Source organism: Streptomyces sp. NPDC005761 (assembly GCF_040630635.1).
In the GTDB taxonomy this organism is placed as follows: Bacteria; Actinomycetota; Actinomycetes; order Streptomycetales; family Streptomycetaceae; genus Streptomyces.
In genome coordinates this window covers 34,668-48,923 of the sequence record NZ_JBEXXX010000029.1, presented here as the reverse complement: position 1 = coordinate 48,923, position 14,256 = coordinate 34,668, and the positions used below count along the sequence as shown (strand labels likewise).

The window sequence follows — 14,256 nt, the reverse complement described above, 5'->3', positions numbered from 1 at the left end:
CAAACCGCGCGGCAGGGGCGCGGGCCCCGACATCCCTGCCGGTGCGGCCCCGCACCCCTGCCGCATGTGGGCGCGGCGGGGCTCAGGCCCGCCACTCGGCGGTCCGCTCGGCGGACGCCGACGCCAGAGCCTTCTCGATCTCCGCGACATCGCCCCGATGGCCGTACACCGGCGTGCCCGGCTGCTGGCGCCACGACTCGTCGAGCCCGCCCGCGTCCACCGTGTCGAAGCCCAGCTCGTCGATGAGGTCACGGACCGTCTGCTTCGCCGCGGCGTCGTCCCCCGCGACCGGCAGCGCCTGACGGCCCGTGCTGCCCGTGGGCCGGCCGTTGGAAAGGATGTCCTGCGCGTAGGTCCCGTTGAAGGCCTTGACGACGGGGTGGCCGATCTGTTCCTGCGTCCAGCGGCTCTCCGGCAGGCCGTCCTCGATCGCCGCGATCAGGCCGTCACGCTCGCGCGGGTAGTAGTTCCCGGTGTCGATGACCACGACGCCCTCCGCGGCGCCGTCGAGGAGGCCGTCGGGCAACGCGGGGACGGCCTTGAGAGGCACCGTGACGACCACGACCTGGGCGCCCTTCGCCGCCTCCGAGGCGGTGACCGCGGTCGCGCCGGTCTCCTCGACCAGCGCGGTGAGGGTCTGCGGACCGCGCGAGTTCGCGACGGACACGTCATGGCCGAGCGCGGTGAACCGCCGGGTGAGGTTGCCGCCGATATTCCCTGCTCCGATGATGCCGATCTTCATGGTTCCAACCTTCCGCCGGTGCGAGCAATACGTGAAATGGGGTCCCGTCGGTTCACCAACTCCTGTCGGCCGGATGCTATTCCGCGCGCCGGCGCACTGGTTTTCCCGGCCCGCCGGACGGGTGGGAGCCGCGTGCTGCGGGCACGTATCAGAGGAGTAAGCGGAATCACCGGACCATGTGTGAGGCGGTACCCATGCTGCACGGTGTCGACGTCAGCGCCTATCAGGCGTCGTTCGAAACGGACGGAGTGGACTTTGTCTTCATCAAGGCCACCGAGGGCCGTTCGTACATCAATCCACGTCTGGCCTCGCAGGCGAAACGTGCCCGTGACGCGGATTGCGTGGTCGGGTTCTACCACTTTCTGTGGCCCGGGAATATCACGGCACAGGCGGAGTACTTCCTGAGCAAGGCACCGGAGCGGGCGGGCGAGCTGCTGGCCGTCGACTGGGAACAGAACGGCGAGGGCACCCATGCAAGCAATGCCGAGAAGGACCGCTTCATCCGCGAAGTCAAACGGCTGCGCCCGGACCACAAGGTCCTGCTCTACTGCAATCGCTACTTCTGGCTGAACAACGACACCACGTCGTATGCCGGGGACGGCCTCTGGATCGCCGATTACGTCACCGCCGGGAAGCCCCGGATCAAGGCGTCCTGGCGCATCCACCAGTACACCGACGAGCCGCTGGACAAGGATGTGTCAGCCTTCTCCTCGCGTGCCGCCATGCGCACCTGGGCGCGGGGGTAGCGAGAGGCGGAGCGGGTGGAGCAACGGACGAAGGGGCGAGTCGCCTCGATCCGCGCGGCCGGCCGGTGTGCGTGCCTCCGGCTGTCGCCGGGGCCGGGCGGCAGGTTCCCCGCGCGCGGCGGCATCGGTCCTGCCTGAGCGCGTGCCGGTGTGGGGAGGTGCGGGGCAGAATGATGGGTGCGTACCCATCATTGGTAAGTGCCTACGATATACAGGTGAACGAGAACGAAACGCCGCCCAGCCTCCTGGGGCTCACGACCTATCTCATGTCCAGGACGGGCAAGGCCGCGCGAAGCCGCCTCGCCGAGCGGCTGGCCGACCGGGGCCTGCGGCTCCGACACATGGCGGTACTGGCCGCACTGGTCGATTTCGGCCCCCATGTGCAACGGGAACTGGCGGCGCGGCTGACGATCGACCGCAGCGACATCGTGAAGATCATCGACGAACTGGCTGCGGCCGGACTGGTGGACCGGGCCCGCGACCTGACCGACCGGCGGCGCGTGAGCGTCACCGTGAGCCCGGCGGGCCGCGCGCTGTTCGACCGCCTCCAGGCTGATGCGGCTGCCGTGCAGGAAGACGTTCTGGCCCCGTTGAACGCGCGCGAACGTGCGCGGCTGACGGCCCTGTTGACGCGAGTTCACGGCCATCTTCAGGGCGGCGCCGGGACTCGGCGGCCAAGTCGCTGACCCATTCCGCGCCGCAGGTGCGGCAGACTTCCTCGGTGACCACTGCCGCGGCTCAGCCGCCTCGTGACCGTGCGCTCGGGCGCGGGATCTCCACCCTGATTCCGCAGGCCGCGACCGCGACGCCTGCCGAGCAGGCGGCGGCCGTTCTTACGGCCATGCAGAGCGTTCCGGTGCGGGTGGGTGTGCTCCAGGCTGCCCTCGTGCTGCTGGAGGAGCGGGTGCGTACCACGGGCGACGAGGCGGAACGCGCCGCTGCGGCGACCACCGTGGCCATGCTGCGCAGTGCCATCGGCCAGGCCGGCTGACCACCTTCGACGCCCGGCCGGGGTCGCTGCGGCCGCCGCCTCGAGGTGGTACGCGATGCCGCCGGGCGGGTGCGCCGTGCGGGCGGATGCGGTCCGCCCGCACGGGCGGGGAGGAACGTCGAGGGCCAGGGTCCGGCCGAAACCGCGGCCTGCCGGTGGGAGTTGCCGAGACGGTGCCTGCCTGACCCATTGACAGTCTCCCTGCTCCCTCACTACCGTCACGCCAACATTTCGAACGCATGACGAGATTTCGAACGACGGCCCACTCAACTGTCCTGTCGCGCAAGGGGCGTGCCCGGAGGCGGCGGGTTTTCAAGGGTTCTCAGCTGTCGCACACTTCGAACCATGTCCGAAATACCGAACCGACGATGAGGGCAGTGCGGCCCGGCCCGCCGCTCCCCTCGCACCCCGGAGGACCGACCATGCGCACCTCACGAACCGCGTCCACCCCGCGCGTAGCCCGGACCGCAACGGTCCTCACCGCCCTCGCACTCTCCGTGACCCTCGCCGCCTGCGGACAGAGCGGCGAGGGAGGAAGCAAGGACAAGAAGGAGGGCGGCAAGGGTTCGACCATCGGAATCGCCATGCCGACCAAGTCGTCGGAGCGCTGGATAGCGGACGGCAGGAATATGGCCGCCGAGTTCAAGAAGCTCGGCTACAAGACCGATCTTCAGTACGGCGAGGACGACGTCGACCAGCAGGTCTCCCAGGTCGAGAACATGATCACCAAGGGGGTTGACGTCCTCGTGGTCGCCGCCATCGACGGTCGCGCCCTCAGCGATGTGCTGCACCAGGCGGGGGAGCAGGGCATCAAGGTCATCTCGTACGACCGGCTCATCCTCGGCAGTCCTGACGTCGACTACTACGCCTCCTTCGACAACGAGAAGGTCGGCGAGCTCCAGGCCGGCTACATCATCGACAAGCTCGGGCTGAAGTCCGGCACCGGCAAGGGGCCGTTCAACATCGAGCTGTTCGCCGGATCCCCCGATGACAACAACACGCGCTACTTCTTCCAGGGCGCCTGGAAGACGCTCAAGCCGTACATCGACAAGAAGCAGATCGTCGTCCGCAGCAAGCAGACGAAACTGGACCAGATCACCACCCTGCGCTGGGACGGCGGTACCGCCCAGAGGCGCATGGACGACCTCCTCACCAGCGCCTACTCCTCGGACCGGGTCGACGCGGTGCTCTCGCCCTACGACGGCATCTCGATCGGCATCATCTCGGCCCTGAAGTCGGACGGGTACGGCACCGGCTCCAAGCCGTACCCCGTCGTCACCGGCCAGGACGCCGAGGTCGCCTCGGTGAAGTCGATCATGGCCGGGCAGCAGACGCAGACCGTCTACAAGGACACCCGCGCGCTCGCCAAGCAAGCTGTCCAGATGGCCGACGCCGTACTGAACGACAAGAAGCCCGAGGTCAACGACACCACGACGTACGACAACGAGAAGAAGGTCGTCCCGTCGTTCCTGCTCGACCCGGTCAGCGTCGACAAGACCAACTACCGCACCGAGCTGGTGGATTCCGGCTACATCAAGGAGAGCGACCTCCGATGAAGGCCTCGACCCCAGGTCCGGTGGCCGCCGCGGTCCCCGTCCTGGAGATGCGGTCCATCGTCAAGACATTCCCGGGTGTCAAAGCTCTCTCCGACGTCTCACTGACCGTCGCCCAGGGGGAGGTGCACGCCATCTGCGGGGAGAACGGTGCCGGCAAGTCGACCCTGATGAAGGTGCTCAGCGGAGTCCACCCGCACGGCAGCTACGAGGGCGAGATCCGGTTCAGGGGCGAGAGCTGCGCCTTCAAGGACATCCGGGCGAGCGAGGCACGCGGCATCGTGATCATCCACCAGGAACTCGCCCTGGTGCCGTACCTCTCCATCGCCGAGAACATCTTCCTCGGCAACGAACACGCCACGCGCGGCTTCATCAGCTGGAACGAGACCCTGCGCCACGCGGCCGTCCTGCTGGAGCGGGTCGGTCTGCGGGAGCACCCGCAGACCAGGGTCGCGGACATCGGCGTCGGCAAGCAGCAGTTGGTCGAGATCGCCAAGGCACTCTCCAAGAAGGTCGAGCTGCTGATCCTCGACGAGCCGACCGCCGCGCTCAACGACGACGACAGCGCCAAACTCCTCACCCTCATCAAGGAGCTGAAGGGCCAGGGCATCTCGTCGATCATCATCTCGCACAAGCTCGGGGAGATCACCGAGGTCGCCGACTCCGTCACGGTCCTGCGCGACGGCCGGACGGTCGAGACCCTCGACGTGCGCGCCGGATCGACCACCGAGGACCGCATCATCCGCGGCATGGTCGGGCGCGACCTCGACCACCGTTTCCCCGAACGCACTCCGTACGAAGGCGACCCGGGAGCACACCCCGCCCTCGAGGTCCGCGACTGGATCGTCCACCACCCGATCGACCAGCACCGCAGAGTCGTCGACCGTGTCTCCGTCCTGGCTCGCCGCGGCGAGATCGTCGGCCTCGCCGGGCTGATGGGCGCCGGCCGCACAGAACTGGCCATGAGCGTCTTCGGCCGCAGCTACGGCCGCAACATCAGCGGCACGGTCCTCAAGGACGGCAAGGAGATCCGGACCCGCACCGTCTCCGAAGCGGTCAGCCACAAGATCGCCTACGTCACCGAGGACCGCAAGCAGTACGGCCTCAACCTCATCGACACCATCGGCCGCAACATCAGCCTCGGCGCCCTGGACAAGGTGTCGCGGCGCGGGATCGTCGATGAGCACGAGGAGACCCGTGTCGCCGAGTCCTACCGCACCTCGATGAACATCAAGACCCCCACGGTCTTCGAGCAGGTGGGCCGCCTGTCCGGCGGCAACCAGCAGAAGGTCGTCCTCGGCAAATGGATCTTCGCGGGCCCCGACGTCCTCATCCTCGACGAACCGACCCGCGGGATCGATGTCGGCGCCAAGTACGAGATCTACTCCGTCATCGACCGGCTGGCTGCCGAGGGCAAGGCCGTTGTCCTCATCTCCTCCGAACTCCCCGAGCTGCTCGGCATGTGCGACCGCATCTACACCATGGCCGCCGGCCGGCTCACCGGCGAAGTCCCGCGCGCGGAGGCCACCCAGGAGGTCCTCATGCGCCATATGACCAGCGACAAGAGGTAGCAGGAATGCCCCAGGCACCCACCGACACCCCGCAGCGCACCGGCAAGGCAGCGCCGGCCGCGCCCCCGGCGACCGGCAGCCTCCTCCTGGACGCGGCCCGCCGCAACATGCGCCAGTACGGGATGCTCATCGCCCTCGGGCTCATCGTCGTTCTCTTCGAGATATGGACCGACGGAGTCCTGCTCAAGCCGAACAACGTCACCAACCTCGTCCTCCAGAACAGTTACATCCTCGTACTCGCCATCGGCATGATGATCGTCATCATCGCCGGGCACATCGACCTCTCCGTCGGTTCACTCGCCGCGTTCGTCTCCGCGGCCGCCGCGGTCATGATGGTCGAGCACGACGTGCCCTGGGTCCTCGCCCTCGTGCTCTCACTGATCGTCGGAGCGGTCGCGGGCGCCTGGCAGGGCTTCTGGATCGCGTACGTCGGCATCCCGTCGTTCATCGTCACCCTGGCCGGAATGCTGCTGTTCCGCGGCGGGACACAGATCCTCCTGGGCAGCCGCTCGCTCGGCCCGTTCCCCGAGGGCTTCCAGAAGATCTCCACCGGATACCTCCCGGAGCTCGGGCCCGAGACCAATTACCACAATCTGACCCTCCTCCTGGGCTGCGCCCTGCTGGCCTTCGCCCTTCTCCAGGAGGTCCGCGACCGCCGCCGCCAGCAGCGCTACGAACTCGATGTCCTGCCCCGGAACATCTTCCTCACCAAACTCGTGGCGATGGCAGCGGCGGTACTCGCCTTCACCATGACCCTGGCGAGCTACCGCGGTGTCCCCGTCGTGCTCCTCCTGCTCGCCGTTCTGCTCATCGGCTTCGGCTACGTCATGCGCAACGCGATCGTCGGCCGTCACGTGTACGCCCTCGGCGGCAACCGCGCCGCCGCGAAGCTCTCGGGTGTCAAGGACCAGCGCGTCACGTTCCTCGTCTTCGTGAACATGGGCGTACTCGCGGCGCTGGCCGGGATCGTCTACGCGGCCCGTCTCAACGCCGGCGTACCCCAGGCGGGTACGAACTTCGAACTCGAGGCCATCGCCGCCGCGTTCATCGGCGGAGCGTCCATGAGCGGAGGCGTCGGCACGGTCTTCGGCGCCATCATCGGCGGCCTCGTGCTCGGCGTACTCAACAACGGTATGTCGCTCGTGGGGATCGGCACCGATTACCAGCAGGTCATCAAGGGTCTCGTGCTGCTCGCCGCCGTCGGCTTCGACGTCTACAACAAACGCAAGGTCGGCTCGTAACTCCCCCCTCCCTGTCAAGGAGTCACCCATGCCCAGCACCACCAGACGCACCGTGCTGACGGCTGCCGCCGCCACAGGGATCGCGGCCGCCGCGGCCGGTCCCGCCCATGCCTCGGACAGCCGTCGCGGCGCCACCGGGCACGCCCCCACCAAGGAGCTCTTCGGCCGGCTCGCCGACGGCACGGCGGTGCACCGCTGGACCGTCCGCAACGGCGGGACGACCCTCAAGGCCCTGTCCTACGGCGGCATCATCCAGTCCCTGGAGACGGCCGACCGCCACGGCAGGACCACCAATGTCGCCCTGGGCTTCGACAACCTCGACGACTACGTGGCCAAGTCGCCCTACTTCGGCGGACTGATCGGCCGCTACGGAAACCGCATCGCCGACGGACGGTTCACCCTCGACGGCGCCACCCACCAGCTCCCCTTGAACGACGGCCCGAACAGTCTGCACGGCGGGGACCGGGGCTTCGACAAGCGGATGTGGGACGTCGAACCCTTCGACCGAGGTGCTGACAGGGGCCTGGTCCTCACCCGGACCAGCCCGGACGGAGAGGCCGGATACCCCGGCAACCTGGCTGTCCGCGTCACTTACACCCTCACCTCGCACGGCGCCTGGCGCATCGACTACGAGGCCACGACCGACCGGGCCACCGTCGTCAACCTCACCAGCCACACCTACTTCAACCTCGCGGGGGAGGGGACCGGTACGGTCGACGGCCACCTGCTGGAACTGGCCGCCGCCCGCTACACCCCGGTCGGCACCACCCTGATCCCCACCGGCGAACTGGCCCCCGTGGCCCGCACCCCCTTCGACTTCCGCCGGGCCAGAAGCATCGGCACACAGGCCCGCACCCCGCACGAGCAGACAGTGATCGCCCAGGGAATCGACCACAACTACGTGCTGGACAAAGGGATCACGCCCCGGCCCGAATACGCGCTCACCGTCACCCACCCCGAATCCGGCCGGGTCATGAAGATGTACACCACCGAGCCCGGCATGCAGCTCTACACCGGCAACTTCCTGGACGGCACCCTCACCGGCACGTCCGGCCGCCTCTACCGGCAGGGCGACGCCTTCTGCCTGGAGGCCCAGCACTTCCCCGACGCACCCAACCAGCCGTCCTTCCCCTCCACCGTTCTGCGCCCCGGCCGGACCTACAGGACGACGACCCTGCACGCGTTCTCCACGCGGTGACGCGCACCCTGCGGTGACGGGCAATGCGTTCGCGCCGCGGTCGGCTGCTCTGCCATTCTGATCTTTGTGCCGCCCGGTCCGGGCGGGGAAGCGAAGGACGGCAGAGCAGTCTTGACAAGTGTTTTCGGCACGGTGAGTGGCCGAGTACGTGGACGTGCGGAGGACCGGGGTGTCGTCGCCGTCCTCGGCATTCCGTACGCGGAACCGCCTTTCGGAGCAGACCGGTTCAGGGCCCCGCGTCCCCGTCGCGGCTGGGAAGGCATCCGCGACTGCGTGGAGTACGGCCCCATCTCGCCGCAGTCGGCGGAACTGCCGGGCGCTCCGAGCTGGGTGCCCGGTGACGAGGACATCCTCAGCCTCAACGTATGGACCACACGCGACCACGCAGCTGGGGGCGGCCCTTCGCCGGTGCTCGTCTGGATCCACGGCGGGGCCTACACCTTCGGGTCGAGCGCGCAGCCGGACTTCGAGGGCACGGCGCTCGCCCGCGCCGGTCTCGTCGTGGTCACCCTCAACTACCGGCTCGGGTTCGAGGGATTCGGTCACATTCCACCCGGTGCCGACGGCGTCTGTCCGCCGAATCGCGGGCTCCTGGACCAGGTGGCCGCTCTGGAGTGGGTGCGCGACAACATCGCATCCTTCGGTGGAGACCCGGGCAACGTCACCGTGGCCGGGCAGTCCGCCGGAGCGACGTCCGTGGCCTGCCTGATGACCATGGACCGGGCGCGAGGGCTGTTCCGGAGGGCGATCGCGCACAGCGCCGTCGGCCCGGTCTTCGCACCGGCCCTCGCCGAGCACCTCACACAGAGGATCGCCGCTGAGGCGCGGGTACCGGCGGCGCACGCCGGGCTGGCAGCCGTCCCCCCGCGAGCGCTCGTGCAGGCGTCCGACGCGGTCGTCGAGGGATACCGGCAGGATCCGCACTCGGGTCGCATCTCCTGGGACCCCGTCATCTTCGGCCCGGTCGCCGACGGCCACGTCCTCCGCGGGGACCCGCTGGACCTGATCGGGGCCGGCGGGGCCCAGGACATCGGGCTCCTCGTCTGCCACACCACCCAGGAGTACCGGCTGATGGATGCCGTCGGCAGCTGCGCCGAGGTCACCACCGAGGAGGAACTGGTCCGTTTCGCGAAGGACTTCGGTCTCCCGGACTCCCTGGCGGCGGGCTATCGCCGCCTGGCGCCCGAGGCGACCGTGCGCGATGTCCACCTGGCGCTGTACGGGGACCTGTCGTTCGGCGAGTACAGCAACCGGCTCGCCGCCGCGCACGCGCGGTCCGGCGGGCGCACCTTCCTGTCGCGTTTCGCCCGGCAGCGGGGTGGCTCCGGGCCGAGGGTGTACGCCTGGCACTGCGCGGACGTTCCCTTCGCGTTCGGGAACCTGGCCGAGGAGAGCGTCCAGTTCCTGATCGGTGGCACGCAGACGCCGGCGGACCACCGGCTCTCGGAGCGGATGGTCGCGGCGTGGGCCGGATTCGCGGCCACCGGCGATCCCGGGTGGGGCCCGCTCGGCGGCGCCCCGCACGAGGCGATCAGGATCTGGGGAGAGGCGGGCCCTGCCGCGGGGCCCGACTTCTGGCAGGACGGCGACGCGCTGCGAGCACTGTGGAGTGCTTTCGCCTACCGCCCCGGGCACCCCTGACGCGCCTCGCCGCCCCACAGGGCGTCGACACCCCCGCGTCATTGGCATGGACCTGCAAACGGCTCTCGGCTACAGTCCGGATCGGCACACTCTGAGAGCGCTCTCAAGCGAGACGTCTCCCGGACGCCTGCTGTTCCTCCCCCACGTCGCCGGAACAACAGAAGGGCCAATACCTTGAGACGCACCACGGCTTTACGCACCGCCCTGTCCGCCGTGCTCCTCGTCGGAGCCTGGGCGGGGGCGGGCTTCCCGTCCGCCTCGGCCGCGGACACCCCCACCGCCGGCACCCGTGCCACCCCCGACACACGTCAGGCCTCCACCGGTCTGCTGGCAGCCATGCAGAAGGACTTCGGCCTGACGGAGAGCCAGGCCAAGGCCCGTCTCTCCGCGGAGAAGACGGCGACCGCCATACAGCCGAAGGCTCAGCGTGCCGCAGGGGCCTCGTACGGTGGTTCCTGGTTCGACCCGACAACGGGCGGCCTCACGGTCGCCGTCACCAGCGAGAAGGCGGCTGCTTCCGTACGGGCGACAGGCGCCGCCGTGCGGCGGGTGACCCACTCGGCACGCAGTCTCGACGCCGTCAAGGCGAAGATCGACCGCCTGCGGGCGCCCGCGGGTGTCAGCAGCTGGCACGTCGACCCCGCGGCCAACGAGGTCGTCGTGAACGTCGTCTCCTCGGCGCGGTCCGACAACGATGTCCTGGCCTTCGTCGAGCAGGCGAAGAACGTCGGCCCCGTCTCGGTCCAGCAGACCGCCGAGGCACCGCGGACCTTCTCCGCCGGGACCGTGGGCGGCGACCCGTACTACACGGGCAACGTCCGGTGCTCCATAGGCTTCTCCGTCCACGGCGGCTTCGTCACCGCCGGACACTGCGCGCAGGCGGGAGCGTCGGTCAGAGGGTGGGACGGATCAGGGATAGGCAACTTCCAGGGGTCCACCTTCCCCGGTGACGACTACGCGTGGGTCAGCGTGGGCAACGGCTGGTGGACCGTCCCCGTGGTCCTCGGCTGGGGAACCGTCTCCGACCAGCTCGTCCGCGGCTCCGCCGTGGCTCCGGTCGGTGCCTCGATCTGCCGCTCCGGATCCACCACGCACTGGCACTGCGGAAGCGTCCTCGCCACCAACGAGACGGTGAACTACAGCCAGGGCGCGGTCTACCAGATGACCAAGACCAGCGTGTGTGCCGAACCCGGCGACTCGGGCGGATCCTTCATCAGCGGGGACCAGGCACAGGGCGTCACCTCGGGTGGCTGGGGCAACTGCAGCTCCGGCGGCGAGACCTGGCACCAGCCGATCAATGAAATTCTGAACCGGTACGGGCTGACGCTGCACACGGCCTGACGCGGGACGACCGATCCAGAGGGCCTGTCGCGCGGGAGCACACCGCTCCCGCGTGGCAGGCCCGGCGCGCGTTCAGGACCGCCGCCGCCCGAGCCTGCCCTTCCCCGCCACCAGCACGATGTGGCCGGGACGGGAGTGCGTCGCGCGACGGCGAGTGAGCCCTACCAGATCGTCGGCGAACAGCTCATCCCCTTCAGTGACATGGCGACGGTGCGCGAACTCGCTGCTGCGACGGACTGACGGCCCCCGCCCCACGGCCGTCGCGGAGCGCCGCCCCAGCATCGGCGTCAGACCAGCCGCAGATCGATGAACGGCACGCTGTCACCCGGCAGCAGATAGCGCTCGGTCTCGACGAACCCGCGACCGAGCGCGAAGCGCAGCCCCTCCGGGTTGGACTCCAGGACGCAGGTCTCGATGACATCGGCGCCGAGTGCCCGTGCGTCCGCCAGGCCACGCTCGTACAACTGACCGCCGAATCCCTTGCCGCGGTGGTCCGGCAGCACCCTCGCGATCACCGTGGCCACCGAAGCGCCGTCGGACGGCGGTCGCACGGTGGAGCAGCCCATCGGGACGTCGCCGAGATACGCGACGGTGAGCTGGTTGCGGCCGGCGCGCTCACGCACCTCCGCGAGCGACAGCACAGCCGTCGGGATGATCGTGTTGTGGACGTACTGCCAGTCCTGGAGCATGGCGTCGCCGTCCACCCGCCCGATACGAAGTTCAGTCATCGCAGCAGGAAACCGTGAGGTCGCCCGCGCGTCAACTCGCCGACCCCTGGCAGGCGTCGGGCAGCACGGCAGCTCGCCGCCGCTGCTCCGTCCGCATCTACCGGAGAAACCTGTTGCAGGGTTCCGAGGGCGGCTGAGAGGCTCCGGGCCATGTCCGACAACCGATCGAACTCCAGCCACGGCGTGGCGGCCCTGTTCTCCCAGGGGCGACTGACGTCGATCCCGCGCAAGACGGCCCGTCGCGAACAACTCCTCGAACACCTCGCGCAAACGCTGTTCCAGCCCGACCGGACGTACACCGAACGCGAAGTCAACGACGCCCTCCGCACCGTGCACGAGGACTGCGCCGCGCTGCGCCGTTATATGGTCATCGGCGGCAAGCTCGCACGGACCAAGGACGGCGTCAGCTACCGGCGTCTGCACCCCTCGGCGGTGTGACGACGGACGGCCGTGAGCCGAGTCCCTTCAGCTGGGAGCGGATCTCCTGGGAGCCCTCCTTCCAGTGATGAGCGCACCTCCGGCAGCCGGGCGACTGCCTCGAACAATGAGGTCAGGAGACCTCGTTCGGCCCCTGGACGCCCTGCCGCAGGGGTACGAGAACGGGCCGGGGAGCGGTGCCACAGCCGCCGACGGTGACGACACGTCGGCGACCGGGCCCCCACCCCACGTCAGTCGTCGAGGATGCCGATGTCGAGCACGCCGACCCGGTCCGGGTCCGCGACGACGTCGATCTCCGTGATCAGTCCGTCCACGATGGTGAAGCCGAGGACGAGGCGCAGCCGTCCCATCGGCGCCATCGCCAGCGCGGGCTTCCCGTCGACGAGCGCGACCCCGGTGAACAACGCGCGGCCGGTCGCCGCCATCGCACCCTCGGCCACGGTGTGAGCGCCCCGGACCACGACGGGTTCGGGGGTGGGGATGACCGACCGGTCGGCGTGCAGCACCACGTCCGGGTGCAGCAGCGCCACGAGAGCATCGAAATCCCCACCGCGGGAGGCGGACAGGAAGGCGTCGACGACCAGGCGGCGTCGGGACAGGTCCGCGTCCGCCGACGCGGTTCTGCCCTTCACCCGGCGGCGGGCACGGCTTGCGAGCTGCCGGGCGGTGTCCGGGGACCGATCGAGCAGCGGGCCGATCTCGGCGAAGGGCACCGCGAACATGTCGTGCAGGACGAAGGCGAGACGCTCCGCCGGTGCCAGCCTGTCGAGCACCACCAGAAGGGCGAGCCCCACGGAGTCGGCGAGCAGCGCCTCCTGCTCCGGATCGCGCCCCTCCGCACTTCCCTGGGCCCGGTCGTACGTGTCGAGGGGTTCCTCACGGCGCGTACGGCGGCTGCGCAGCATGTTCAGACAGACCCGGCCCACCACCGTGGTCAGCCACCCGCTCAGGTTCCGCACGTCACTGACGTCGGCCCGCGAGGCCCGCAGCCAGGATTCCTGCACCGCGTCGTCGGCCTCACTCGCCGAACCCAGCATGCGGTACGCGACCGCCGTCAGATGGCTCCTGTCCTCCTCGAACCGTTCGGCCAGCGCAGTGCGGTCATCCATGGGTCACGTTCCTCCGTCGGTCTCCACTGAAGCGGCCCACGTCAGAACCTACTGGTGTGCCGGCGCCGCCCCTTCGTCGGCCCGGCTCCGGGCCCGCGCACGTCCTGCTCGGACCCCGGCCGCCCGCGCTGCCTCGTACACCTCGGTTGCCACATCCACGAGTTCGGAGGCATCACGGAGCGAGACCTGGAGGTCGATCATGGTCTCCGGCGTCCCCGCCGGTGAACCTGCGTATGGGATTACGTAGTTCTACCGACGCCGCGGGAAGACGGCGTGGGGACACTCACCCCATGAGCTTCCTGGCGGATTCGTGGTGTCACGCCGGGGGCTCGTCGACTCCCTACTGGGCAACCGCCGCCGGCTGTCCAACGGGTAGCTCATGCAGTCTGGCCGATCGAGCCCGCCTGAACATTGGAGAGTCCTCCGTTGGTTTCCAAGACTCGTGTCCTTCTGGGCATGCTTGTGCTCCTGGCGCTGGCCCTCGGTGCCATCGCCCTGCTCGCGGCCATGAAAGCCGATGCCACATGGTTCACGGTCGTTCCTCTTGGCATCCTCGTCATCGGCGCGTCCGTCGTCCATTCGCTCGGATGGTTCAACAAGAAGGTCCGGTGACCGGCCTGGCGGCTCGCAGCCGCACAGCCTTCACTACGGCTTCCTGCTCGCGGGGCATCGTCAGGCCCTTCCGCCCCGAACCCAGCCGCTCGAGCAGTACAGAGCCCTCGCCACCCGCATGACAAAAGAGCCACCCATTCCCACGCCATGGTCACCCTCGCCCGGCTACAACTCAGGCTCCCATGACTTCGCGGACACGCCCTGTGGTCATGGGCATCACCGGGATGGCATAGGCTGGGGATCACGACGACGCGGGGTGGAGCAGCTCGGTAGCTCGCTGGGCTCATAACCCAGAGGTCGCAGGTTCAAATCCTGTCCCCGCTACTACCGGTCAGGGCCCGGAAC

At 69.0% G+C, this 14,256-nt stretch carries 14 protein-coding genes, 1 tRNA gene and 1 pseudogene; 12 read left to right on the top strand and 4 right to left on the bottom strand.

Features of this window, described 5'->3' with window-relative positions:
* Positions 1-82: 82 nt before the first annotated feature.
* Positions 83-817, bottom strand: a complete 735-nt coding sequence (locus ABZ434_RS24425) for an NAD(P)-binding domain-containing protein (protein ID WP_359140795.1) — start codon at positions 815-817, stop codon at positions 83-85.
* A gap of 119 nt (positions 818-936) precedes the next feature.
* Here ABZ434_RS24425 and ABZ434_RS24420 point away from each other — a divergent pair, with 119 nt between their 5' ends.
* From ABZ434_RS24420 to ABZ434_RS24380, 9 genes are all read left to right on the top strand, one after another.
* Positions 937-1,488, top strand: a complete 552-nt coding sequence (locus ABZ434_RS24420; protein WP_359140657.1) for a glycoside hydrolase family 25 protein — start codon at positions 937-939, stop codon at positions 1,486-1,488.
* 266 nt (positions 1,489-1,754) lie between these two features.
* Positions 1,755-2,174, top strand: coding sequence for a MarR family transcriptional regulator (locus ABZ434_RS24415; RefSeq protein ID WP_359140792.1), 420 nt, complete (start codon positions 1,755-1,757; stop codon positions 2,172-2,174).
* Between the two features lie 35 nt (positions 2,175-2,209).
* Positions 2,210-2,479, top strand: coding sequence for a hypothetical protein (locus ABZ434_RS24410; RefSeq protein WP_359140654.1), 270 nt, complete (start codon positions 2,210-2,212; stop codon positions 2,477-2,479).
* A 422-nt stretch (positions 2,480-2,901) separates the two neighbouring features.
* Entirely contained in the window at positions 2,902-4,035 is a 1,134-nt protein-coding gene (chvE, locus tag ABZ434_RS24405; protein WP_359140652.1) for a multiple monosaccharide ABC transporter substrate-binding protein, read from the top strand.
* Positions 4,032-5,603 (top strand): multiple monosaccharide ABC transporter ATP-binding protein, encoded by a 1,572-nt coding sequence (gene mmsA / locus ABZ434_RS24400; RefSeq protein ID WP_359140649.1) that lies wholly within the window; start codon positions 4,032-4,034, stop codon positions 5,601-5,603. The genes chvE and mmsA overlap by 4 nt, the downstream gene beginning before the upstream one ends.
* Positions 5,604-5,608: 5 nt before the next feature.
* The gene (gene mmsB / locus ABZ434_RS24395; RefSeq protein ID WP_359140646.1) at positions 5,609-6,844 is read left to right on the top strand and encodes a multiple monosaccharide ABC transporter permease; all 1,236 of its coding nucleotides are present in this window, start codon (positions 5,609-5,611) and stop codon (positions 6,842-6,844) included.
* Positions 6,845-6,872: 28 nt separating this feature from the next.
* Positions 6,873-8,042: an aldose epimerase family protein gene (locus tag ABZ434_RS24390; RefSeq protein WP_359140642.1), complete on the top strand. Its 1,170-nt coding sequence runs from the start codon at positions 6,873-6,875 to the stop codon at positions 8,040-8,042.
* A gap of 111 nt (positions 8,043-8,153) precedes the next feature.
* A complete protein-coding gene (locus tag ABZ434_RS24385; protein WP_359140639.1) occupies positions 8,154-9,683 on the top strand; it encodes a carboxylesterase family protein in 1,530 nt (509 codons plus the stop codon).
* A gap of 174 nt (positions 9,684-9,857) precedes the next feature.
* Complete coding sequence (locus ABZ434_RS24380) at positions 9,858-11,024, top strand: S1 family peptidase (RefSeq protein WP_359140636.1); 1,167 nt, start codon at positions 9,858-9,860, stop codon at positions 11,022-11,024.
* Positions 11,025-11,311: 287 nt separating this feature from the next.
* Here the strand turns inward: ABZ434_RS24380 and ABZ434_RS24375 are convergent, their stop codons facing one another.
* Positions 11,312-11,752, bottom strand: coding sequence for a GNAT family N-acetyltransferase (locus ABZ434_RS24375; RefSeq protein ID WP_359140633.1), 441 nt, complete (start codon positions 11,750-11,752; stop codon positions 11,312-11,314).
* Between the two features lie 150 nt (positions 11,753-11,902).
* On the opposite strand from ABZ434_RS24375, the gene ABZ434_RS24370 reads away from it, so the two are divergent.
* Positions 11,903-12,190, top strand: coding sequence for a DUF2087 domain-containing protein (locus ABZ434_RS24370; protein WP_359140630.1), 288 nt, complete (start codon positions 11,903-11,905; stop codon positions 12,188-12,190).
* Positions 12,191-12,420: 230 nt separating this feature from the next.
* Here ABZ434_RS24370 and ABZ434_RS24365 read toward each other — a convergent pair whose 3' ends face one another.
* Both ABZ434_RS24365 and ABZ434_RS24360 read right to left on the bottom strand, forming a co-directional pair.
* Complete coding sequence (locus tag ABZ434_RS24365; RefSeq protein WP_359140627.1) at positions 12,421-13,299, bottom strand: sigma-70 family RNA polymerase sigma factor; 879 nt, start codon at positions 13,297-13,299, stop codon at positions 12,421-12,423.
* A 111-nt stretch (positions 13,300-13,410) separates the two neighbouring features.
* Positions 13,411-13,506 (bottom strand): annotated as a pseudogene (locus tag ABZ434_RS24360) (LLM class F420-dependent oxidoreductase); the annotation flags it as partial.
* Between the two features lie 249 nt (positions 13,507-13,755).
* Between ABZ434_RS24360 and ABZ434_RS24355 the strand changes: the two are divergent.
* Positions 13,756-13,911: a hypothetical protein gene (locus ABZ434_RS24355; RefSeq protein WP_359140624.1), complete on the top strand. Its 156-nt coding sequence runs from the start codon at positions 13,756-13,758 to the stop codon at positions 13,909-13,911.
* A gap of 250 nt (positions 13,912-14,161) precedes the next feature.
* Positions 14,162-14,235: transfer RNA gene (locus ABZ434_RS24350), tRNA-Met, on the top strand.
* Positions 14,236-14,256: the final 21 nt, after the last annotated feature.